The sequence below is a fragment of the Acuticoccus sediminis genome (assembly GCF_003258595.1).
GTDB classification, from domain to species: Bacteria; Pseudomonadota; Alphaproteobacteria; order Rhizobiales; family Amorphaceae; genus Acuticoccus; species Acuticoccus sediminis.
The window spans coordinates 202,656-225,311 of record NZ_QHHQ01000001.1 but is presented as its reverse complement, the minus strand read 5'-3'; the positions used below and the strand labels follow the sequence as shown (position 1 = coordinate 225,311).

Sequence of the window (22,656 nt, the reverse complement as noted above, 5' to 3'; positions counted from 1 at the left end):
CAAATGCGGCTCAACGGCTTGATAGACGACCCCTATGGCCGCCGCGCTGCACCATGAACCTTCACGGGATGAGGGGCAACTGTCGAAAAGCGTTAGTGGCGCCCGGAAATGCTCGCTATGCGCTTAGCGCATCTGTGGCCCGGACGTGCGAGTGCGACGATCGAAGGACCCTGCATGGACAGTCATATCCGCTTTGCCTTGCACCTGTCGGGGGAACTCTGCGGCAAGGGAATCGACGACGAGGAGGACGTCGCCGCGCTGGTCTCCGGCGAGGCGCCGGTATGGCTCCACCTCTCCGCCGACCACCCGGACACCAACGAGTGGATCAAGGAGCACCTCTCCTATCTCGGCGCACCCGTGCGCGAGGCGCTTCTGGAGCCGGAGACGCGGCCGCGCGCGCTCTGGACCGGGTCGGGGCTGATGGTCATCCTGCGGGTCATCAACTTCAGGGAAAACGAAGACCCCGAGGACATGGTGCCGGTGCGCATCTGGCTCGACGAGCACCGGATCGTGTCGCTGTCGAGCGCGGGGGTGCAGTCGATCTCCCATGTCGCCAAGCTGGTGCGCTCCGGCGCGGGACCGCGCACGCCCGTCGGCCTCCTGTCGAGGATCGTCGAGGAGGTGACCGACCGCATCGAGAAGCACGCGGCGGCGCTGGAGGACCGGGTCGACGAGCTGGAGACCGAGACGATCACCAATCCGCGCGAGGAGATCCGCCGCTCTGTCGCCGCGCAGCGTCTCGCTCTGACCGAGCTGTGGCGTTACATCCCGCCGCAGCGGGAGGCGGTGCGCGCGATCGCCCACGCCGGCGAGCCGCTGCTCGACGAGACCGGCAGCACGTCGATCCTCGAGCAGCACGACCAGCTGACGCGCGTGTCCGAGCTCCTCGCCGCCCAGCGGGAGCGGCTGCAGACGATCCGCGACGAGCTCGGGAGCGCCCAGGCCGAGCTCCTCAACCGGAACCTCTACGTCCTGTCGGTGATTTCGGCGATCTTCCTGCCGCTGGGGTTCATGACCGGGCTGATGGGGATCAACATGGGCGGAATCCCGGGCGCGCACTCCAGCCTCGGGTTCTGGGTCTTCGCGGTGCTGATGATCCTCGTCGCCGTCGGGATGCTCGTCGCGCTGCGCCGGGCGCGGATGCTGTAGTCCGGCCCGGCGGTGCCGCGGCCCGCCCGGCCCGTCAGGCGTGCGGCAGGGGGCGGCGGTCCGGCGCCTTGCAGAGCTCGTAGATCACGCAGGCCTCGCACAGCGGGCGCCGCGCCTTGCACACGTGCCGGCCGTGCAGGATCAGCCAGTGGTGTGCGCCGCGAAGGAAGCGCTCCGGTACGATCGCCTCGAGCGCCTTCTCCACGTCGTCCGGCGTCTTGCCGGGCGCGAGGCCGAGGCGGTTGGCGACGCGGAAGATGTGCGTGTCGACGGCGATGGTCGGCTCGCCGAATGCGACGTTCAGCACGACGTTTGCGGTCTTGCGGCCGACGCCCGGGAGGGACTGCAGCGCCGTGCGGTCCTGCGGGACCTCGCCGCCGTAGGTCTCCACCAGCGTGCGCGAGAGGGCCATCACGTTCTTGGCCTTCGTGTTGAAGAGGCCGATCGTCTTGATGTAGTCGCGCAGCTTCTCCTCGCCGAGGTCGACCATCTTCTGCGGCGTGTCGGCGACGGCGAACAGCGCCCGGGTCGCCCGGTTGACGCCGACGTCGGTCGCCTGCGCGGAGAGCGCGACGGCGACGAGGAGGGTGTAGGGGTTTGTGTACTCCAGCTCCGTCTGCGGCTCGGGCAGCGCGTCGGCGAGGCGCTGGAAGAGCTGGTCGGCCTCCGCGCGGGTGTAGCTGCTCTTGGGCAGTGCCTTCTTGCCCTTGGGCGCCGCCTTCGCCTTCGTCCCCGCGGCTTTCGCCGGCTTTGCCGCGGACGCTGCGGTGCGCTTCGCCGGGGCCTTCGCGGCGCCGCTCGCGGCGGCGGCCTTGGCCGCGCCGGCTTTCGCCGATCCAGCCTTCGCCGCTCCCTTTCCCGTCTTCCCCGCGGCGGTCGCCTTGCCCGCCGGTTCGCCGGGGGTACCGCCGGGGGGATGGCCGCTTTCGGCCGCCACGACGCTCTTCGCCTTCGCCTTGCGGCTCGGGGGCGAAGGGGCGGCCGACGTCGCCGCGGCGGCTTTCGTCGCCGCCTTTGCGGGCGAGACGGCCTTGCCGGCGGCCTTCTGCATGCCCGCCTTGGTCCTCGCGGCAGGCGTCCCGGCGGCCTTCGCGGCGGTCTTGCCACCGGTCGCGGCCTTGGCCGGGTCGGGCTTCGGCGTCTTCGCGGCGCCTTTGGCGGGGGTCTTCGGGGTCTTCTCGGTCATTTCAGGAAGGTCTCGTCCCAGACGCGCTCGATGACGGCGGTCCACGTCACATGCGGTTCGGCGATTGTCGGGGCGTCGACCGCGATCTCGTCGTTGAAGAGGGCCCGCTGGTCGGGCGGGAGGCGGTCGATGGCGAGCACGCTCGGGTCGCCCCAGTAGGCGGGGTCGGCCTTGCGCGCCTGCGCCTCCGGCGACAGCAGGAAGTTGGCGACCACCAGCGCGCCGGCCTGGTCGCCGGCATTCGCCGGGATGGCGACGAAGTGCACGTTGCCGACGGTCCCGCCGGAGAACGCCACGACCCGGCTCTCGGGCGGGAGCAGCCCGTCGTTGACGCCCGCGACGGCGTCCGACGGATTGCCGGTCAGCGCGAGCAGGATCTCGCCGTCGGCATAGAGGCGGCGCAGCTCGGCGACCCCGGTCGGGAATGCCTCGCCCGAGCGCCACAGACCGGGGTGGATGCGCTGCAGGACCGGGATCAGCGTGTCGCGCACCAGCCTGTCCGCGTCCTCGCCTGCGGGGGCGTAGAGGACGCTGCGGTCGGGCACGACGTCGAGGAGGAGCTGCTTCAGGAATGTCGTGCCGGTGAAGTTCGGCGGCTGCGGATAGGTGAAGCGGCCCGGGTGGGCTTCGATGAACGCGACGAGCTCGTCCAGCGAGCGGGGCGGCTCCGCGGTGCGGGCGGCGTCGTAGATCATGACGAGCTGCGCGCGGCCCCACGGGCTCTCCTGGCCCTTCACGGCGAGGCCGAAGTCGCTGGCGATGGCCGCGCCGTAGCGGTCCATGTCGACGAGGGCGCGGTTGGGGAGCTTCTCGGCCCAGCCGTCGTCCCGCAGGAGGCCGTTCTGCTGCATCGCGGCGAAGTTCTCGCCGTTGATCCAGACGAGGTCGACGGCGCCGTCTGCGGTCTCGCCGGCGGTCTTCTCGGCCAGCACCCGGGCGACCGCCTCGGCCGTGTCCGCGAGCTTCACCTGGTTCAGCGTGACGCCGTAGCGCGCGGCCACCTCGTCACCGACCCAGGCGATGTAGTCGTTGATGTGCGTCTCGCCGCCCCAGGCATACCAGTCGACGCTCTGGCCTTCGGCGGCGGCCTCGACGGCGCTCCAGTCGGCGACGTCGAGCGGCTCCGGGTTCTGGGCGGCGGCGGGCGTTGCGATGAGGCCGGCCGCGAGCACGGCGGCGAGGGCGTGTCGCATCGGTCAGCTTTCGAAGGCGGTGCGGAGCGTCGACAGGGTGAGGATCTGCGGCAGGACCTGCGGCTCGCCGTCAGCCGGGAAGTGCACGTAGAGCGGCACGCCGGCGCGGCCGAACTCCTCGATGAAGCGGGTGACCTCAGGGTCGCGCCGCGTCCAGTCCGCCTTGAGATAGGTGACGTCGTTGCGGGCGAGCTCGCCGCGGAAGGCCGCGCCCGAGAGGACGACCTTCTCGTTCACCTTGCAGGTGATGCACCACGCGGCCGTGACGTTGACGAAGACGGGCTTGCCCTCGGCGCGCAGCGCGGCGAGCCGTTCCGGGCTGAAGGGCTCCTCGTGCCGGGGCAGGACGGCGCCCTGGCCGAGCGGCTCCTTGAGGGAGGAGCCGAGAGCCATGGCGCTCGGCATCGGGCTCAGCGCCGGCCACAGCGCGACGAGGGCGAGGGCGAGGCTTGCGGCGGCGAGGCCCGAGGCGACGCGGTGCGAGCGGCCGGAGCCGCGCTGCGACAGGCCGAAGAGCCACGCCGCCATCGCGACGAGGACGAGGGCCGCCATCGCCGGCAGCAGCGACTCGACGCTGACGAGCTGCGCCAGTACCCAGAAGAGCCACGCGGCCGTCAGGTAGAGCGGGAAGGCGAGGGCCTGCTTGAAGCGCACCATCCACATGCCCGGCCTGGGCAGGATGCGCGCCGCGCCCGGCGCCACGGCGAGGAGGACGAAGGGCAGCGCCAGCCCGACGCCGAGCGCCGCGAACACCGCGATCGCGAAGAGCGGCGAGGCGACGAGCGCGGCGCCCATCGCCGGCGCCATGAACGGCGCGGTGCAGGGGGTCGCGACGACGGTGGCGAGGAGGCCGGTGGAGAAGGCCGCCGCCGGTCCGCTGCCGCCGCGCGCACCGAAGCGGGTTAAGGTCGTGCCCAGCTCGAACACGCCGGAGAGGTTGAGGCCGAACACGAAGAGGACCAGCGTCATGGCCGCGACGAAGGCCGGGCTCTGGAGCTGGAAGCCCCAGCCGATCGCGGCCCCCCCTGCGCGCAGACCCAGCATGATCGCGGCGACCGCGGCGAGGCTGACGATGACGCCGGCCATGTAGGCGCCGCCGACGACCGCGCGGTGGCGCAGCGGTGCGTCGGCGTGCGCCACGAGGCCGAGCGCCTTCACCGCCAGGACCGGGAACACGCACGGCATGAGGTTGAGGATCACCCCGCCCAGGAAGGCGAGGCCGAGCGCCTGCCACAGCCCTAGGCCCGCGGTCGCGGTCGGTCCGGGAACCGCGGCGGCCAGCGGCGCGGGGGCGGGGGCCGCCGCCGTCTGCGCCGGTGCCGTGGCGACGGTCGTGTCGCCGCCGTCGCCGGTTCCGCCGTTCGGCGGCGGGGCGGTGGATGCGGCGGCGGGCGGCGGGACGGGGTCCGCCTCGCCGGTGGCGGTGATCCGAGTGGCGCCCTTGGCGGTGCTGAGAATGCCCGAGAACGTGCTCCCGAGCGGGTGGCCGGCGGGGGTGAGCGTCAGGCGGACGCCACCGTCGGTCGCCTCGGCGGGCTGGGCGGCGACGTGGTCGAGGAGCTCGCGGTCCTCGGGGAAGAAGTAGGCGTCCTCGGCGGATGCGCCGGGGACGGTCAGCAGGACCTTGTCGCCGGCGCGCTCGAACGTTGCGGCCGCGTCGCTCTCCACCGGGAGGTCCCACCCGGCCTCCACGAAGGCGAAGGCGGCGGCCGAGTTGGGCTCGCTGTCGAGCCCGGTCGGTACCTTGAAGGTGACGTTGGCGCTCTCGGGGATGCAGATCTTCTCGCACACCAGCCAGTCGACCCGCGCCGAGACCGGCCAGGGCGCGCCGACCGGCCAGTCCGCCGGCACGGTGAGGCTGGTGAGGAGCGTGAAATCGCCCGAGTAGCCGTAGTTCATCAGCGGCGGGTAGGGGATCCGCTCCGGCGTGGGGAAGCGCAGCGGTCCCGCCGTGCCGCCGCCGAGGTCCCAGTCCACCACCGGAGGGCCGCCCGAATCGCCGGGATTGGTCCAGTAGGTGTGCCAGCCTTCGTCGAGCTGGTGGCGAATCGCGATGTCGACGGTGTCGCCCGGCGCGGTGACCGTGTTGCGCAGCAGGAAGCGCGCATGCAGATGCCCCGCGTCGACCCGCGCCGCCTCGTCCGCCAGCGCGGGCGAGCCGAGCGCCGCGGCGAGGGACAGGGTCGCCGTAACGGCAGCGAGACAGATCGAGCGCAGCATTGAACCGGGTTTCTCCAGTGCGATTGTTGACTTAAAGCCGCTAGTGATCGAGCGCAAAGTCGGACGGCTCACGTTTGCGAGACCGCGGAGGTTCGTCCCTTGGGACTGGAATTCACGACGGCACTCTGGTGCGTCCTCGTGGCGGCGATCCTGCCGCTCCTCACCGTCTACCCTGCCAAGTTCGACCGCAAGCTCGACAACCGCGACCCACGCGCGCGGCACGCCGGGCAAACCGGCTTCCGCAGACGGGCCTACGCGGCGCACCTCAACGCCTACGAGGCCTTTCCCCTCTTCGCCGCGGCGGTGATCGTGGCCGGTCTGACCGGGGCGGACAGGGCGACCGTGGATGCGCTGGCCGTCGCCTACGTGGTGCTGCGCCTCCTCTTCACAGCTGCGTACTACGCCAATTTGTCGCTCGTGCGGTCGGGGCTCTTCGCGGTGTCCACCGCGGTGAGTGTGGCGATTTTCACGTCGGCTTTATGGAGTTGAGACGGCAGGGGCGAGCAACAACTGCGACGTTCGGGCCGCGCCCGGCGCGATTACATCTCGTTCAGACAGGGCCTTGGCGGGTTGCGCGAAGTCACTCTCAAGATAATGTCCCGAGCCAAGACAAATGAGGAGGTGTGACATGCGTGCCACGCTATGGGCGCTCTTGATTTCGCTTGCCGTGGCACCGAGCGCGCTGGCCCAATCGGCCTCGTCGGACGCCACCGCCGCGCCCGACGCCGCGAGCACCTCCGGTTCGACCGGCGCCGCGAGCGCCGCCGAGCCGGCGTGGCGCCACGCCGGCGCGCTGACCGGCGATCCGCGCTATCCGGCCGACTTCAAGCATTTCGACTACGTGAACCCGGAGGCCCCCAAGGGTGGGCGCGTGCGCCTCGCGGACCCTGGCGGGTACGACACGTTCAACCCCATCCTGCAGCGCGGCAACCCCGCCCCCGGAATCTCGCTGATCTACGATCCGCTGATGACGCCCTCGATGGACGAGCAGAACATCTCCGCCTCCTACGGGCTCATCGCCGACAGGATGCGCTATCCGGACGACTTCGCGTGGGTCGAGTACCACATCGACACGAACGCCAAGTGGCATGACGGCACGCCCATCACCGCCGAGGACGTCGCCTGGACGCTGACGGCCGAGAAGGAGGCCGACCCCAACCGCGCCTTCTACTACAAGGACGTGGTGAAGGCCGAGGTGGTGGACGACGGCGTCGTGCGCTTCACCTTCGCCCGCCCGGGCAACCGCGAGCTGCCGTACATCGTCGGCCAGCTCCAGCCGCTCCCGAAGGCGTGGTGGACCGGGACGGCCGCCGACGGCTCGCAGCGCTCCATCACCCAGGGCACGCTCGAGCCGCCGCTCGGCTCCGGCCCCTACAAGATCGCCCGCTTCGAGCCGGGCCGGTTCATCGAATACGACCGCGTCGACGACTACTGGGCGAAGGACCTCCCCTCCCAGGTCGGCACCAACAACTTCGACACGATCCGCTACGACGTCTACCGCGACCAGACGATCCTGGTGGAGGCCTTCAAGGGCGGCCGGTTCGACTGGCGGACGGAGAACAGCGCCAAGAACTGGGCCACCGCGTACGAGAGCGACGCCCTGAAGCGCGGCGACATCATCAAGGAAGAGTTCCCGATCCGCTCGCAGGGTGTGATGCAGGCCTTCGTGATGAACCTGCGCCTGCCGAAGTTCCAGGACGAGCGCATCCGCCGCGCGCTCAACCTGATGTACGACTTCGAATCGCAGAAGCGGACCATCTTCTACGACCAGTACGAGCGCATCTCGTCCTACTTCATGGGGACCGAGCTCGCCTCGACGGGCCTGCCGGAGGGCAAGGAGCTCGAGATCCTCGAAGAGGTGAAGGACCTCGTCCCGGCGAGTGTGTTCACGGAGCCGTACACCAACCCCGTCGGCGGCACGCCCGAGAAGGTGCGGGCGAACGCGCTGGAGGCGGTGAAGCTGTTCCGCGAGGCCGGCTACGAGATCCGCGACGGCAGGATGGTCAATGTGGAGACCGGCCAGCCGTTCGTCATCGACTTCGTGGACAACTCGCCCGCGTCCGAGCGCTACGTGCTGCCCTACGCCAACAGCCTGAAGCGCATCGGCATCAACCTCAACTTCCGCGTCGTCGACTCGACGCAGTACGTCGAGAAGGTCCGCACCCGCGATTTCGAGATGTCGACCCTCGCGTGGGGCCAGTCGAGCTCGCCGGGTAACGAGCAGGCGTACTTCTGGGGTTCCGAGGCCGCCGACCAGCCCCAGTCGCAGAACTACGCCGGCATCAAGGACCCGGGCATCGACGCCCTGATCGAGAAGGTGATCCTCGCGAAGGACCGCGAGGAGCTGGTGGCCGCGACGCATGCGCTGGACCGCGTGCTCCTCGCCCACAACTACGTCGTCCCGCTGTTCTATTCCCCGAACCAGCGGACCGCCCGGTGGAACATCTTCGGCCGGCCGGACGACATCCCGCCCTACGGCTCGGGCTTCCCGACCATCTGGTGGTACGACTCCGAGAAGGCCGCGACCGTGGAGGGCCGCTCATGAGCGGTGGCGTCCGGCTGACGCGGCGCCGCGTCCTGGAGCTTGCCGGCGCCGCCACGGCGCTTTCCGCCACCCCGTGGCGCATCCCGCGTGCCGCCGCCGCCGAGCGGCGCCACGCCCTCGCCGTCTTCGGCGAGGCGCGCCACCCGGCGGGGTTTGCCCACTTCGACTACGTGAACCCCGACGCGCCGCGCGGCGGGGAGCTGCGCCTGGTCCCGTCGTCCGCCGCCGGCAATCAGAACCTGCAGACCTTCAACACCTTCAACATGTTCATCCTGCGGGGCGATTCGCCGCCGCTGATGGAGCTGACCCACTCCGGCCTGATGGTGCGCGGGCTCGACGAGCCGGACGCCGTCTACGGCCACATCGCCGAGGCGGTGGAGATCGACGGCCAGCGCTACGCCTTCGTCCTGCGCGACGGCCTCACCTTCTCGGACGGCTCCCCGATCACGTCGGCGGACGTCGTCTACTCGTTCGACGTCATCCGCAAGCACGGTCACCCTGCCTACGCCCAGCCGCTGACCGACAACATCGCCTCGCTCGAGGCGCCGGACCCGCTGACCGCCGTCGTCACCTTCAAGGACGGCGCCTCCAACCGGATGCCGCCGCTGATCGCGACCTACCCCGTGCTTTGCAAGGCCTACTACGAGGCGAACGACTTCACCGCCGCCAAGCTCGACGTCCCCGTTACCTCCGGCGCCTACACCGTGGGCGAGTACGGGCCCGGGCGCTACTTGAACTTCGAGCGACGGAAGGACTACTGGGGCGATGCGCTCGCCACCGGCATCGGCCACAACAATTTCAACCGTATCCGCATCGACCTCTACCGCGAGCGGACGCTGGCGTTCGAGGCGTTCAAGACCGGCAAGGAGAACTTCCGCGAGGAGTTCACCTCCAAGGTCTGGGCGACGGAGTACACCTTCCCGGCGATCACCCGCGGCGATGTCATCCGCCGCGATTTTCCGGACAACCGGCCCGCAGGCGCCCAGGGCTGGTTCATCAACACCCGCCGCGAGAAGTTCGCCGACAAGCGCGTGCGCGAGGCGCTGGGCTGGGCGTTCGACTTCGAGTGGGAGAACCAGCACCTCTTCTACGGCGCCTACACCCGTACCCAGTCCTACTTCATGAACTCCGACCTGATGGCGGAGGGGGAGCCGTCGGCCGCCGAGCTGGCCCTGCTGGAGCCCTTCCGCGACCAGGTCGACCCCGCCGTGTTCGGGCCGGCCTGGACCGCGCCGGTGTCGGACGGCTCGGGCCGCGACCGCAACAACCTGCGCCGCGCCTCGGACCTTCTCGCCGAGGCCGGGTGGGAGCGGCGCAACGGCCAGCTCGTCAACGCCAAGGGCGAGCCGCTGGTCGTCGAGTACCTCTACCCGTCCGAGCCCACGTCGGAACGGATATGGCTGCCGTTCGCCAACACGCTGCGCACCATCGGGGTCGAGCCGCGGGCCGTGCCTGTCGACGCCACGCAGTACCAGCTCCGCATCGTCAACTTCGACTTCGACCTGATGACCCAGCGGTTCGCGTTCGGCCCGACGCCGAACGATTCCATCCGCCAGTTCTTCGCCTCGAGCGCGGCCAATGTGTCCGGGTCGTACAATCTCCCGGGCATCGCCGACCCGGTGGTGGACGCCATGCTCGACGCCATGATGACGGCCGGGACGCGCGAGGGGATGGTGGCCGCGGCGCGGGTGATGGACCGCGTGCTGCGGGTCGGTCACTACTGGATCCCGCAATGGTACAAAGCGGTTCACTCCGTGGCCTACTGGGACGAGTTCGGCATCCCCGAGAAGAAACCCCACTACGAATTCCCGGTAGAAACCACCTGGTGGTCGAGGAACGCATGATCCCGCTCTCGCGCCGAGTCCCCGCCTGATGCTCGCGTATATCGTCCGCCGCCTGGCCCTGATGGTGCCGACCCTCTTCGGCATCCTCCTCATCTCGTTCGTCGTCATCCAGTTCGCTCCGGGCGGACCCGTCGAAAAGGCCATCGCCGAGCTGCGGGGCACCGACGTCGGCTCCACCGCCCGCATCTCCGGCGGCACGGCCGCCGGCGACTTCGCCGGGACCGGGCAGGGCGCTGGCGGCGGCGGCAACAGCTCCTACCGCGGCGCCCAGGGCATCGACCCCCAGCTCATCGCCGAGCTGGAACGCCAGTACGGGTTCGACAAGGGCCCGGTCGAGCGCTTCTGGATCATGATCAAGAAGTACGTGACCTTCGACCTCGGCGAGAGCTTCTTCCGCGACCGCCGCGTCTCCGAGCTCATCGTCGAGGCGTTGCCGGTGTCGATCTCGCTCGGCCTCTGGATGACGCTGATATCGTACGTGATCTCGATCCCGCTCGGCATCCGCAAGGCGGTGAAGGCAGGGTCGGTGTTCGACATCTGGACGTCGGGCGTCATCATCATCGGCTACGCGATACCGGGCTTCCTGTTCGCGATCCTCCTGATCATCCTCTTCGCCGGCGGTTCGTTCTGGTCGATCTTCCCGCTCGGCGAGCTGACGTCGGAGAACTGGCACGAGCTCTCCTGGCCGGCGCGGATCGCGGACTATTTCTGGCACATGACGCTGCCGCTGATCGCCATGTCGACCGGCGCCTTCGCGACCATCACGCTGCTGACGAAGAACTCCTTCCTGGAGGAAATCCGCAAGCAGTACGTGATGACGGCGCGCATGAAGGGCCTCTCGGAGCCGCAGGTCCTCTACGGCCATGTCTTCCGCAACGCGATGCTGATCATCATCGCCGGCTTCCCGGGCGCCTTCATCGGCGCGTTCTTCACCGGATCGCTGCTGATCGAGACGATCTTCAGCCTGGAGGGGCTGGGCCTCCTCGGCTTCGAGGCGGTGTTCGACCGTGACTACCCGATCGTCTTCGGCACGCTCTACGTCTTCTCGCTGCTGGCGCTCGTCGTGAACCTGGTCTCCGATCTCACCTACACGCTCGTCGATCCGCGGATCGACTTCGAAAGCCGCGAGGTCTGACGATGGACGAGCACAAGCGCAACGAGGATCCCGACACGCCGCGCGAGGACGCGATGCCCGGCGCGCCCGATCCGTCGGAGACCGTCGACATCGCCCTGCCGCCCGCCGAGCGCGAGGCGACCCAGCTCCCGACCGGCGGCGGCTTCGGCGGCAGCCGGACCATCAACGCGCGGCGCTGGGCCATCTTCAAGCGGCACCGGCTCGGCTTCTCCTCGCTCTGCATCTTCATCCCGCTGTTCATCCTGGCGCTGTTCGCCGAGTTCATCGCCAACGACCGGCCCTTGGTGGCGATGTACAAGGGCGAGGTCCTCTTCCCCGTCTTCGTCGACTACCCGGAGGAGAAGTTCGGCGGCTTCCTCGCCCGCACGGACTACCGCGACCCGTTCATCAGCGAGGAGATCAACGCCAACGGCTGGATGCTCTGGCCGCCGATCCGCTACGACTACCGCTCCGAGAACAAGAACCCGCCGACCGCGCTGCCGTCCGCGCCGTCGTGGACCTTCACCAAGGAGGAGCGCTGCAGGACCCTTCCGGGCGGTGTCGACGACCCGGCCTGCTCGGTCTGGACGTGGAACTGGCTCGGCACCGACGATCTCGGCCGGGACGTGCTGGCACGGGCGATCTACGGGTTCCGCATCTCGGTCATCTTCGGCCTCGTGCTCACGGTCCTGTCGTCGGTCATCGGCATCGCCGCCGGAGCGGTCCAGGGCTACTTCGGCGGCTGGACGGACCTCCTGTTCCAGCGCTTCATCGAGATCTGGACCTCGGTGCCCTCGCTCTACCTCATCCTGATCTTCTCCTCCGTGTTCATGCCAAGCTTCTTCCTGCTGCTCGGGATCCTGCTCCTGTTCTCATGGGTCGGGCTGGTGGGCGTGGTGCGCGCCGAGTTCCTGAGGGCGCGCAACTTCGAGTATGTCGCGGCCGCCCGCGCGCTCGGCGTCGGCTCGGTCACGATCATGCGCCGGCACCTCCTGCCGAACGCGATGGTCGCGACGCTGACCTTCCTGCCGTTCATCATGTCCGGGTCGATCACGACGCTCACGTCGCTCGACTTCCTCGGCCTCGGCCTGCCGCCGGGCTCGCCGTCGCTGGGCGAGCTGCTCGCGCAGGGCAAGAACAACCCCAGCGCGCCGTGGCTGGGCCTGACCGGCTTCGCGGTGCTGGCGATGATGCTCTCGCTGCTGATCTTCATCGGCGAAGGCGTCCGCGACGCGTTCGACCCGCGCAAGACTTTCGCCTGACCTCCTGAATCAGGGCCCGTGAGGCCCTGATTCTTCAAGGCACAAATAAATGTGATGTCATCGCCGTCACGTTCTGCTGCGTGCGATGATGCGCGCGTTGCTGAACGCCCCCATATCCGATATCAATTTGAGATTGTTAATACGATATCGGGTGCTTTTCATGGACGCTTTTGTCGAGCTACTCATCGTATTCGCACTGGTCGTGCTGGTGCCGCTCGTACCTGCGCTTCTCATCTACTGTTTTGCGCCGGAGCGGCAGATCGTGGAAGGGCCCTTCAAGGGTCTGACCCTCAAACTCGGCGGCGCCTTTGCGATGTACTTCCTCGTGACGATGTTCGTCGCGGCCCCGTTCGTCTTCTACTACTACAAGCCGCCGATGAACGACCTCGCGTCGCTCTACGTCGTCCGCGGGACGCTCAATCTGGAGGGGATCACCCACCGCGGCGACTTCGACCCGCGCCTCCTGGTGCTGACGCTGGAACCCCGGGCCGACTCGGCCAGCGCCGCGCCGGACGGCACGGTCACCTGGTCGATGAACGTGCGCGCGCCGACCGACGAGAACGGCAAGATCGTCTGGCCCTTCGAGCGCGTCATCCTCGAGTACGCGGGGCACGAGCATGCCGACCTCAACCTCGCGGCGGCGGACAAGTACGGCCAGCGTGAATTCCGCTTCCCGGCGGTGACGCTCGCGAAATGGCGCGAGCAGCAGGTCGCGGGGCTGAGCCATGCGAACTAGACGCATCCTCGGCCCGCTCACGCGACTGGCGCCCGTGCACCTGTCCCTCGCCGCGGCGATTGCGCTCACCCCGGCCGGCGCCACCGCGCAGGAGCTGCGCGGCAAGGTGGTGACGGCGGAGGGCATCGGGATCCCCTACGGCCGCATCTCGATCTGCGGCAACGGGCATTGCACCTCCGCCGTGACCAACCGTGACGGCTTCTTCCGGGCCGACTCGGTTCCGCCCGGCCAGTACACCGTCGAGGTGCCCGGCCGGAGCGGCACGGTCCGGCGCCCGCTGACCGTGACGGGGGACAGCAATCTGAAGGTCCTGCAGGCGGACTGAGCTTGCCGACATTTAATCCGCCTCCGGGTGCATCCTCTCCCGGCGCACGCTAGACTGGGCGAACGTCCAAAGGTGCGCCGGGAATAACGACTTGCCAGAGTCCCTCCTCTCCATCGAAGACCTCTCCGTCGCCTTCCGGCAGGAGGGCCGCACCCAGCTCGCGGTCGACCACGTCTCGCTCCAGGTGGCGCCGGGGGAGACGCTCGCGGTGGTGGGCGAATCGGGGTCCGGCAAGTCGGTGACGGCGCTGTCGGTCGCACGGCTCCTGCCGTACCCGGCCGCGTCGCATCCGTCGGGCCGGATCATGTTCAAGGGCCGCGATCTCCTCAGCCTCTCCGACCGGGAGATGCAGAAGGTCCGCGGCAACGACATCACCATGATCTTCCAGGAGCCGATGACCTCGCTCAATCCGCTCCACGTGGTGGAGAAGCAGATCGGCGAGATCCTGAAGATCCACCAGGGCCTCGGCGAGCGCGCCGCACGCGCCCGCACGCTGGAGCTTCTGCACGCCGTCGGCATCGCCAATCCCGAGGAGCGGCTGAAGAGCTACCCGCACCAGCTCTCCGGCGGCCAGCGCCAGCGCGTCATGATCGCGATGGCCCTCGCCAACGAGCCGGACCTCCTCATCGCCGACGAGCCGACGACCGCGCTCGACGTGACCGTCCAGGCGCAGATCCTGACGCTCCTGAAGGAGGTGCAGGCCCGCGCCGGAATGGGGATGATGTTCATCACCCACGACCTCGGCATCGTGCGCTCCATCGCCGACCGCGTCGCCGTCATGACCGCCGGCAAGGTGGTCGAGACCGGCCGCACCGAGGCGGTGTTCCAGAACCCGCAGCACGCCTACACCCGCCATCTCCTGGCGGCCGAGCCGAAGGGCACCGCCCCGCTGCCGGACATGAACGCCCCGATCATCGTCCAGACCGACGACCTCAAGGTCTGGTTCCCCGTCCGCCGGGGCGTCCTGCGCCGCACGGTCGGCCACGTGAAGGCGGTGGACGGCATCGACGTCACGGTGCGCCGGGGCGAGACGCTGGGGATCGTGGGCGAATCGGGGTCGGGCAAGTCGACCCTCGGATTCGCGATCCTGCGCCTCATCTCCTCGGAGGGGCGCATCGTCTTCATGGGCGAGGAGATCGACAAGCACTCCTGGTCGAAGATGCGGCCGATGCGCTCGAAGATGCAGATCGTCTTCCAGGATCCCTTCGGGTCGCTGTCGCCGCGCATGTCGGTCGGGTCGATCATCGCCGAGGGGCTGACGATCCACTCCGGCCTCACCGCCGCCGAGCGGGAGGAGCGGGTCGTCACCGCGCTCGAGGAGGTCGGCCTCGACCCCGAGATGCGCAACCGCTACCCGCACGAGTTCTCCGGCGGCCAGCGCCAGCGCATCGCCATCGCCCGCGCGCTGGTGCTGGAGCCCGACCTCATCGTCCTCGACGAGCCGACCAGCGCGCTCGACCGGTCGGTCCAGGCCCAGGTCGTCGACCTGCTGCGCGAGGTGCAGAAGGCGCACGACCTGACCTTCCTGTTCATCAGCCACGATCTGCAGGTGGTCCGGGCGCTCGCCAACGAAGTTCTGGTGATGAAGGCGGGAAAGGTTGTCGAACGCGGTCCGACCGCCCAGATCTTCGACGCACCTGAGACCGACTACACCAAGGCGCTGATGGCGGCCGCCCTCCACCACAAGGCGACGCCCGGTGCCGCGGTCGCGGACTGACTTTTTATTCACCGCTCGGATGTAAGGTGGTCGTTCGCCGGCCGGATGATTCGCGAACCCCGCGAGCCTCTCCGCCCTGCATTCGGAGGAACCCCATGGTTGACGGGCCGGCTCGCGTGCCGCTGGCAAACGCCTCGACAGTCGTCTCGGTAGGGTGGACATCGCCGTCGCCTGCGGGGACGATCGCGCCGCGGCGGATGGGCCGGGCATGGGGCGGCACGTGGACTGGCGAGACCTCACCGACTGGAAGACCGGGCTGCGCGCCGCTGCGGACGGGGCGCGGGCGATGACGCGACGCTACGCGGGCCGGCGCTCGCCGGTCGTCGCGGCCAAGCCGGACTTGCCGCAGCGCGAGGAGATCACGGTCGACCTTCCGGACGGGCCGGCGGTCGTGGAGCTGCGCCGGGCCTCCCGCGCGCGGCGCATGACCCTGCGCGTGCCGCCGGGCGGGGCCTCTCCCATCGTCACCATCCCGGTGCGCGCGCCCATCGGCAGCGCCGAGCGATTCGTGCGCGGGCAGGCCGGCTGGCTCGCCGCGCGCCTCGCCGAGCGCAGCCCCGTCGTCTCCTTCGCGGAGGGCGCCATCATCCCGCTACGCGGCGAGGACCACGAGATCCGCGGCACCGGCCGCATCCGCGGCACGGTATCGGTCGAGGAGACCGAGGACGACGGGCGCCTCCTGTGGGTCCCCGGCGCGCCTGAACACGTGGCGCGCCGCCTCTCCACCTGGCTGAAGGCGGAGGCGCGGGCCGACCTCGAGGCCGCGGTCGCGGTCTACGCCGCGAAGGTCGGCAAGCGGCCGTCGATGATGAAGGTGAAGGACACCCGGGCGCAGTGGGGCTCGTGCAGCCCGTCGGGCGTCCTGTCGTTCTCCTGGCGACTGGTGCTGGCGCCGCCGTTCGTCCTGCAGTACGTGGCCGCCCACGAGGTGGCCCACCTCGTCGAGCTGAACCACTCGGCGGCGTTCTGGCGCCTCAACGCCCGGCTCGACCCGAACCACGAAGCGGCCCGCGCCTGGCTGAAGCGCAACGGCCGCATGCTCCACGCCATCGGCGCCGACTGAGGCGCCCACGCCCGGTCCGGGCCGGCCAACGGCCCGGTCGGAGCGGCCTCGACGGCCTCAGCGCTTGGGCGACCAGGCGGGGTCTGAGGCGAAGGTGTTGAGGCGGAGCTGCCGCTCGTTGCGGCCGGTCACGTTCACCGTCCAGATGCCCGGTCCGCCGTTGGGGCCGCCCGAATCGCGGAAGAAGGCGATCACGCGCCCGTTCGGCGCCCAGGTCGGGCCCTCGTTGTGGAAGCCGGAGGTGAGGATGCGCTCGTCCGAGCCGTCCGGGCGCATCACGCCGATGGCAAAGCGCCCCTGAGCCTGCTTGGTGAAGGCGATGAGATCGCCCTTCGGGGACCACACCGGCGTCGAGTAGCGCCCCTCGCCGAACGAGATGCGCTGCTGGTTCGAGCCGTCCGCGTTCATCACGTAGAGCTGCTGCGTGCCGCCCCGGTCGCTCTCGAAGACGATTCGCGAGCCGTCGGGAGAGTAGGACGGGCCGGTGTCGATGGCCGGGGTGCTGGTCAGCCGGCGCGGTGCGCCGCCCCGGAGGCTCATCGCGAAGATGTTGGCGTTGCCGCCCTCCTGCAGGCTCATCACCACCGTGGAGCCGTCCGGCGAGAAGCGCGGCGCGAAGCTCATGTTGCCCTGCTTGGAGAGGAGCTGGCGCTTGCCCGTCTCGAGGTCGAGCAGGAAGACCTGCGGCTGGGCGCCCTCGTAGCTCATGTAGGTCACGTACTGGCCGGCCGGGCTGAAGCGCGGGGTGAGCACCAGCGTCTTGCCGTCGGTCAGGTAGCTGAGGTTGGCGCCGTCATAGTCCATGATCGCGAGGCGCTTCACGCGGGCGTTCTTCGGACCGGACTCGGCGACGAACACCATGCGGGTGTCGAAGTAGCCGGCCTCGCCGGTGAGGCGCTCGTAGATCGCGTCGGCGACGATGTGGGCGACGCGGCGCCAGTTGTCCGGCGTGGTCGTGAACTGCTGGCCGACCACCTGCTGTTCCTGCAGCGGGTCCCACAGCCGGAACTCGACGCGGAGCTGGCCGCCGCCGGCCTGGACGACCGAGCCGGTTACCAGCGCCTCGGCGCCGATCGCGCGCCAGTCGGCGAACATCGGCACCACCTCGACGCCGACGACGGGCGGCTGGTACAGGCTGCGGTCCACGGCGGCGAAGAGGCCCGACCCGACGAGGTCGTCCATCACCACCTGCGAGATCTGCTGACCGAGCTGGTCGCCGGTCTGGCTGGTGAAGTAGGGGATCGCGATGGGGAGCGGACGGACGTCGCCGCCGGTCACCTCGATCGATACGAGCGCGCTCGCCGGTGACGACAGTGTTGCCACCACGGCCGCGGCCGCCAGGATCGGCTTGGCCAATGTCGCCACGTATAGCTTGATGCGCGAGAGCATGAGCACACCCTTAGTTGGAACAGGTCTTTCCTAGGGCAGCGGCCTTTATCCCGCTACCCCGGACGCGGCGAAGGACGGAGGGCCGCCCGCCGAAGAAGGGCCCCGCAGCGGGTGCGGGGCGACGGTACCTACTGGAACTCGCGCGGATCGAACGTCACCTGCAGCTCCTGCCACAGATTGTACTGGTCCGCCGGCAGCCAGTCGTAGGGCGCGCACTTGAGCACGGCGCGGCGTGCCGCTTCCGCGGCGACGTCGAAGATCGGGCCGATGCCGCGGGCGCGGACGTCGACGATGCGATCGATGTTGCCGTTCGGGGAGAGGGTGAACTGCACCACGATGGCGAGCTCCTCCTCCTGGCCGACGGCGGCCGGGCGGATCCAGCATTCCCGCAGTCGGGACATCAGGACGTCTGTGAACGTCGCGGTCTGGGCGGCGTTGGCGCGGCCGCTCGCCGTGCCGGCGCTCGCCTGAGCGCGGCCCGAACCGCCGCCGGACGCGGCGGTGCGGTTGAGCAGCGAGGAGATCTGGTCGGCGTTGAAGGCGTCCTCGCGCGGGGTCTCCTGCCGCGCGGTCTGCGTGCGCCGCGGCGGCCGCGGCGGACGGGAGCGCGGCACGACCTTCTCCGGCACCGGCGGCGGCGGGGTCGCGGCGACCTCGGGCTGCGGCTCCGGCTCGGCGGCGGGCGCCGGCTCCGGTTCGGCCGGGGCGGGGTCGGGCTCCGGCGCGGCGGCGGTCTCGGTCGGCGCCTCGACGGGATCGGGCTCGGGCGCGGTCTCCGGGACCGGCTCCTGCATCACCTCGTCGACGGGCTCCGATTCCTCCGGCTGCGGCTCGGGCTCGCCGGCCTCCTCGGGGGCGGTGGAGATGGCCTGGGAGTCGATCGCGTCCTCGTTGGTCGCGATGTGGTCCGATTCCTGGTCGTTGGCGCCCGGCATCTCCTCGGGCTGCGGCTCGGTCTCGCTTTCGACCGTCTCGGGCGCGGGGGCCATGGCGACCACCGTCTCCTCGGCCTTGCCCTCGGTCACGTCCGTCTTCTCGTCGATCGTGATGATCTCGATCGGCAGCGCCGCCACCGGTGGCGGCGTGAAGCCCTGGCTGCTCGGCAGCGTGATCACGGCCGCGGCGAGGATCACGAGGTGCAGCAGGAACGAGACGATGAACGCCGCGCGCATGTCAGCTCGGTTCCTCGGTCGTCACGAGGGCGAGGCGGTTATAGCCGGCGCGGTTCAGCCGGCCCATCACGCGCATGATGATGCCGTAGTTGGCCGACGCGTCGCCGCGCACCTGGATGCGCTCCTCGAGGTTGCCCGCGGTCTCCTGGCCGAGGCGGTCGACGAGCTGCGTGATCGCGACCTCGGCCTCGTTCACGTAGATCGCGCCCTCGGGCGTGATGGAGATGTTGATCGGGTCCGTGCGGCCCTCGATCGGGTTCGCCTGGCTCTCCGGCAGGTCGATGGGCACGCCCACCGTCAGCAGCGGCGCGGCCACCATGAAGATGATGAGCAGCACCAGCATCACGTCGACGAACGGCGTGACGTTGATCTCGCTCATTGGCTGGAAGCGGGCGCGACGCCGGCCACGGCCGGTGCGACGGGCCCCGGAGGGGCTACTCATCCCCATGGCAAGAGCCTCCTAACGCCGTTCATCGATCTCCCGCGAGAGGATTGCCAGGAACTCATCGGCAAATCCCTCCATCTGACCGGAGATACGGCCCACGTCGGTTGCGAGCTTGTTGTAGAAAATGGTGGCCGGGATGGCGGCCAGCAGACCCATGGCGGTCGCGAGCAGCGCTTCGGCGATACCGGGGGCCACCACGGCGAGGTTGGTGGAATCGGACGCGGCGATCGACTGGAACGAACTCATGATGCCCCATACCGTGCCAAAGAGGCCGATAAAGGGCGCCGCCGAGCCGACCGAGGCGAGGACCATCAGGCCGCGCTCCATCTGCTCGCCCTCGCGGGCCAGCGTCATGTTCATCACGCGGTCGATCCGGTCGGCGAGCGAGGAGAGCGCGGGGCGGTTGCCCTCGTGGCTCTTCTTCCATTCGCGCATCGCCGCGACGAAGACCGCCGCGACCCCGTCCGGATCCTCGTCCTCGCGCTTCTGGTACAGTTCCTCCAGCGACTGGCCGGACCAGAAGTCGTCCTCGAAGGCGACGATCCGCGAGCGGATCCGCCGGAACGAAACGATCTTGTAGAAGATGATCGCCCAACACCAGCACGAGGCCAGGATCAGGCCGAGCATCACCAGTTTGACGACGATGTGCGCCTGTAGGAACAGCGACACCAAAGAGAATTCGTCACCCATCAAGCAAGGTCCCTCGCGTGAGCGACACTCGTCGCGCCCGCGAGGGGCAGCGGCCGACTGGCCATCCGGCAGCGCGTCACACGCAACACTCCAAGAGCAAAAGTCACAGTCAAGCGGTACCGACCGCATCGAACCGCGGTCCCTCTAACGCGTCGCCTTCGATGTGGCTAGAGCGTCGCACGATCAGAGCATTTCATCCGATCTTGAATTGATTGGCAAACCAGACGGCCCGGGGACCCGGTGCGACGGTGTCGATTCCCCGCGGGGATCGCCGGAAGGCGCGGCGATTCGGGTCCTCAGACGGGAGTGGGAGATAGCGCGGCACGCACTTCGGGCGAGGGGCGCTGCGGCCGACCACGCGCGTCGATCAGGCACAGCTCCGCCCGGGCCGAGACGAGGCGCGTCGACTCGCGCAAAATCCGCTGATCCAACAGGAAGTTGGCCCGTCCCGCCTCGATCGGCGACGTCTCGATGGTGAGGAGGTCGTCGATCACGGCGGGGCCGTGGAAGGTGACGTCAATCCGTCGCAGCGTGAAATAGATGGGGGGATCCTGCGCGGCGAGGGCGGCATGGTCGAGCCCCGAGGCGCGCAGGAGTTCGGTGCGGCCGCGCTCCAGGAAGCGGATGTAGGCGCCATGATAGACGCGGCCGGAAAAATCCGTGTCCTCGAAGTAGACCCGGACCTCGGTGGCGAAGGTGGTGCTCATCGGCGCTCGAACAGCTTCTCGATCTCGGCCAGCGTGAGCGACACGAAGGTCGGCCGGCCGTGGTTGCACTGCCCGGCCGACGGGGTGGTCTCGATCTGACGCAGGAGCGCGTTCATCTCGTCCACCTTGAGCTGCCGGCCGGAACGGACCGAACCGTAGCACGCCATCGTCGCGGCGGCATGGTCGAGCCGCGCCTCCAGGGCCCCGGCGCTCCCCCAGTCGGCGATCTCGTCGGCGAGCGTCCTGACCAGTCTGGCGATATCGAAGTTGCCCAGTGCCGCGGGGGTCTCGCGCACCACGACGGCGCCGGCGCCGAACGGTTCAAGAGTGAGGCCGAGGCGGGCGAACGTCCCGGCGTGCTCGGCGAGGCGGTCGACGTCCTCGACCGGAAGCTCGACCACCTCGGGGATCAGGAGCCCCTGCGCGGCCGGCTCCCGCGTCGCGGCGGACGCCTTCAGCGCCTCGTAGACGATGCGTTCATGCGCCGCGTGCTGGTCGACGACGACGAGCCCGTCCGAGGTCTGGGCGAGGATGTAGTTGCCGTGGACCTGCGCCACGGCGGCGCCGAGGGGGTGGTCCCCGGCCGGCTCCCCGGCGGCGTCGTCGTGGCCGGGGACCCACTCGCCGGGCGCGGGAGCGCTGGTGCGCGGCGGGGGCGGCGCGGAGTGGAAGGCGCGCCCGCGCGGCGGGTACATCATCGGCGACGGGCGCGCGTGGCTGCGCGGGCCGCTCCGGTAGGCGGTGCCCGGCTCGGAAAAGCCCTGCGGCGTTCCCGCCGGCGCGCCGACAGGCTCGTCGTCGTCCTCGACCAGCGAGGACGTGGGGCGGGCGGAGAGGGCGGCGAGCGCCGCGGAGGAGACGGTGCGCGACGCGGTGGCCGGCGCCTCGGCGAGGGCCCGGCGGATCGCCGTGACGATCAGCCCGCGCACGGCGTTGGCGTCCTGGAAGCGCACGTCCGCCTTCGCCGGGTGGACGTTGACGTCCACCAGCGCCGGGTCGAGCGTGATCCACATGACCGCCACCGGGTGACGGTCGCGGGCCATGACGTCCTGGTATCCCGCCCGCATCGCCTGGGCGATCAGCTTGTCGCGCACCACGCGGTTGTTGACGAACGCGTAGGTGTACTGGCTCGACGCCCGGCCGGAGGTCGGCAGCCCCAGATGGCCGATCAGCCGCACCCCGTGGCGCTCGATGTCGAGGTCGATGGCCTCGTCGGCGAACTCGGCGCCGAGTACGTCGCGGGCGCGCTGGCGGGGCGACCCGGCCGGGAACTCCTGCCGGCGTCCGTTGAGGGTGAGCGTGAAGGCGACGTGCGGGGCGGACAGCGCGAGGCGCTTCACCGTGTCGGACACGGCGGACGATTCGGACCGGTCGGACTTCAGGAACTTGAGCCGCGCCGGGGTCGCGAAGAAGAGGTCGCGCACCTCGACGGTGGTGCCGATCGCGCGGGCGGCGGGCTCCACCGGGCCGACGCGGCCGCCTTCGACGGTGATCGACGCCGCGTCGCCGTCGGCGTGGCGACTGACGACGGAGAGCCGCGCGACGGCGCCGATGGAGGGCAGCGCCTCGCCGCGGAAGCCCATGGTGAGGATCGCGGAGAGCCCGGCCGCGTCGAGGAGCTTGGACGTGCAGTGGCGCTGAACCGCGAGCTCCAGCTCTCCGGTGCGGATGCCGTGGCCGTCGTCGGCGACGCGGATGAGGGCGGTGCCCCCCGCCTCCGCGGTGACGTCGATCGCGCGGGCACCGGCGTCGAGCGCGTTCTCGACCAGCTCCTTGACGGCGCTCGCGGGCCGCTCGACGACCTCGCCGGCGGCGATCTTGTCGATCAGCCGCTCGTCGAGCCGCCGGACGCTGGGACCGGTGATGGTCGAGGCATCGCTCACGTCGCGCTCACCCCCG

19 protein-coding genes are annotated in these 22,656 nt (G+C 69.8%); 10 read left to right on the top strand and 9 right to left on the bottom strand.

Annotated features, from left to right (window positions below):
- Positions 1-174: 174 nt before the first annotated feature.
- Complete coding sequence (locus tag DLJ53_RS00880; protein WP_162408749.1) at positions 175-1,149, top strand: CorA family divalent cation transporter; 975 nt, start codon at positions 175-177, stop codon at positions 1,147-1,149.
- 34 nt (positions 1,150-1,183) lie between these two features.
- Here DLJ53_RS00880 and nth read toward each other — a convergent pair whose 3' ends face one another.
- Genes nth through DLJ53_RS00865 form a run of 3 tightly spaced genes read right to left on the bottom strand, consistent with a single transcriptional unit; the run spans position 1,184 to position 5,748 of the window.
- Positions 1,184-2,335, bottom strand: a complete 1,152-nt coding sequence (nth, locus tag DLJ53_RS00875) for an endonuclease III (protein ID WP_425320948.1) — start codon at positions 2,333-2,335, stop codon at positions 1,184-1,186.
- Positions 2,332-3,528: an ABC transporter substrate-binding protein gene (locus tag DLJ53_RS00870; RefSeq protein ID WP_111341526.1), complete on the bottom strand. Its 1,197-nt coding sequence runs from the start codon at positions 3,526-3,528 to the stop codon at positions 2,332-2,334. The genes nth and DLJ53_RS00870 overlap by 4 nt, the downstream gene beginning before the upstream one ends.
- 3 nt (positions 3,529-3,531) lie before the next feature.
- Positions 3,532-5,748, bottom strand: coding sequence for a protein-disulfide reductase DsbD family protein (locus DLJ53_RS00865; protein ID WP_111341524.1), 2,217 nt, complete (start codon positions 5,746-5,748; stop codon positions 3,532-3,534).
- A gap of 99 nt (positions 5,749-5,847) precedes the next feature.
- Between DLJ53_RS00865 and DLJ53_RS00860 the strand changes: the two genes are divergently transcribed.
- The 9 genes from DLJ53_RS00860 to DLJ53_RS00820 all read left to right on the top strand — a co-directional run bounded on the left by DLJ53_RS00860 (position 5,848) and on the right by DLJ53_RS00820 (position 16,354).
- Entirely contained in the window at positions 5,848-6,237 is a 390-nt protein-coding gene (locus DLJ53_RS00860; RefSeq protein ID WP_226573261.1) for an MAPEG family protein, read from the top strand.
- A 139-nt stretch (positions 6,238-6,376) separates the two neighbouring features.
- Positions 6,377-8,293 carry an extracellular solute-binding protein gene (locus DLJ53_RS00855; protein ID WP_111341522.1) on the top strand — a complete coding sequence of 639 codons (1,917 nt, stop codon included), beginning with the start codon at positions 6,377-6,379 and terminating at the stop codon, positions 8,291-8,293.
- Positions 8,290-10,137, top strand: a complete 1,848-nt coding sequence (locus DLJ53_RS00850) for an extracellular solute-binding protein (RefSeq protein ID WP_111341520.1) — start codon at positions 8,290-8,292, stop codon at positions 10,135-10,137. Before DLJ53_RS00855 ends, DLJ53_RS00850 begins: the two co-directional genes overlap by 4 nt.
- Before the next feature lie 28 nt (positions 10,138-10,165).
- A complete protein-coding gene (locus DLJ53_RS00845; protein WP_111341518.1) occupies positions 10,166-11,272 on the top strand; it encodes a microcin C ABC transporter permease YejB in 1,107 nt (368 codons plus the stop codon).
- Between the two features lie 53 nt (positions 11,273-11,325).
- Entirely contained in the window at positions 11,326-12,513 is a 1,188-nt protein-coding gene (locus DLJ53_RS00840) for an ABC transporter permease (RefSeq protein WP_111343917.1), read from the top strand.
- A gap of 160 nt (positions 12,514-12,673) precedes the next feature.
- Entirely contained in the window at positions 12,674-13,249 is a 576-nt protein-coding gene (locus tag DLJ53_RS00835) for a hypothetical protein (RefSeq protein ID WP_111341515.1), read from the top strand.
- The gene (locus tag DLJ53_RS00830) at positions 13,239-13,574 is read left to right on the top strand and encodes a carboxypeptidase-like regulatory domain-containing protein (protein ID WP_111341511.1); all 336 of its coding nucleotides are present in this window, start codon (positions 13,239-13,241) and stop codon (positions 13,572-13,574) included. The genes DLJ53_RS00835 and DLJ53_RS00830 overlap by 11 nt, the downstream gene beginning before the upstream one ends.
- A 91-nt stretch (positions 13,575-13,665) precedes the next feature.
- On the top strand, positions 13,666-15,291 hold the full coding sequence (locus tag DLJ53_RS00825) for an ABC transporter ATP-binding protein (RefSeq protein ID WP_111341508.1): 1,626 nt from the start codon (positions 13,666-13,668) through the stop codon (positions 15,289-15,291).
- Positions 15,292-15,499: 208 nt separating this feature from the next.
- Positions 15,500-16,354, top strand: a complete 855-nt coding sequence (locus DLJ53_RS00820) for a M48 family metallopeptidase (RefSeq protein WP_202912941.1) — start codon at positions 15,500-15,502, stop codon at positions 16,352-16,354.
- Positions 16,355-16,411: 57 nt separating this feature from the next.
- On the opposite strand, the gene tolB is transcribed toward DLJ53_RS00820, so the two are convergent.
- The 6 genes from tolB to mutL form a co-directional block, all read right to left on the bottom strand.
- Positions 16,412-17,743 (bottom strand): Tol-Pal system beta propeller repeat protein TolB, encoded by a 1,332-nt coding sequence (gene tolB / locus DLJ53_RS00815; RefSeq protein WP_111341505.1) that lies wholly within the window; start codon positions 17,741-17,743, stop codon positions 16,412-16,414.
- Positions 17,744-17,871: 128 nt separating this feature from the next.
- Entirely contained in the window at positions 17,872-18,915 is a 1,044-nt protein-coding gene (locus DLJ53_RS00810; protein WP_111341502.1) for a hypothetical protein, read from the bottom strand.
- A 1-nt stretch (position 18,916) separates the two neighbouring features.
- Complete coding sequence (locus DLJ53_RS00805) at positions 18,917-19,363, bottom strand: ExbD/TolR family protein (protein WP_111341499.1); 447 nt, start codon at positions 19,361-19,363, stop codon at positions 18,917-18,919.
- Positions 19,364-19,375: 12 nt separating this feature from the next.
- Positions 19,376-20,050 carry a protein TolQ gene (gene tolQ, locus DLJ53_RS00800; RefSeq protein WP_111341496.1) on the bottom strand — a complete coding sequence of 225 codons (675 nt, stop codon included), beginning with the start codon at positions 20,048-20,050 and terminating at the stop codon, positions 19,376-19,378.
- Positions 20,051-20,346: 296 nt separating this feature from the next.
- Positions 20,347-20,757 (bottom strand): YbgC/FadM family acyl-CoA thioesterase, encoded by a 411-nt coding sequence (locus DLJ53_RS00795; protein WP_111341493.1) that lies wholly within the window; start codon positions 20,755-20,757, stop codon positions 20,347-20,349.
- Positions 20,754-22,640 (bottom strand): DNA mismatch repair endonuclease MutL, encoded by a 1,887-nt coding sequence (gene mutL, locus DLJ53_RS00790; RefSeq protein ID WP_202912940.1) that lies wholly within the window; start codon positions 22,638-22,640, stop codon positions 20,754-20,756. The genes DLJ53_RS00795 and mutL overlap by 4 nt, the downstream gene beginning before the upstream one ends.
- Between the last annotated feature and the right edge of the window lie 16 nt (positions 22,641-22,656).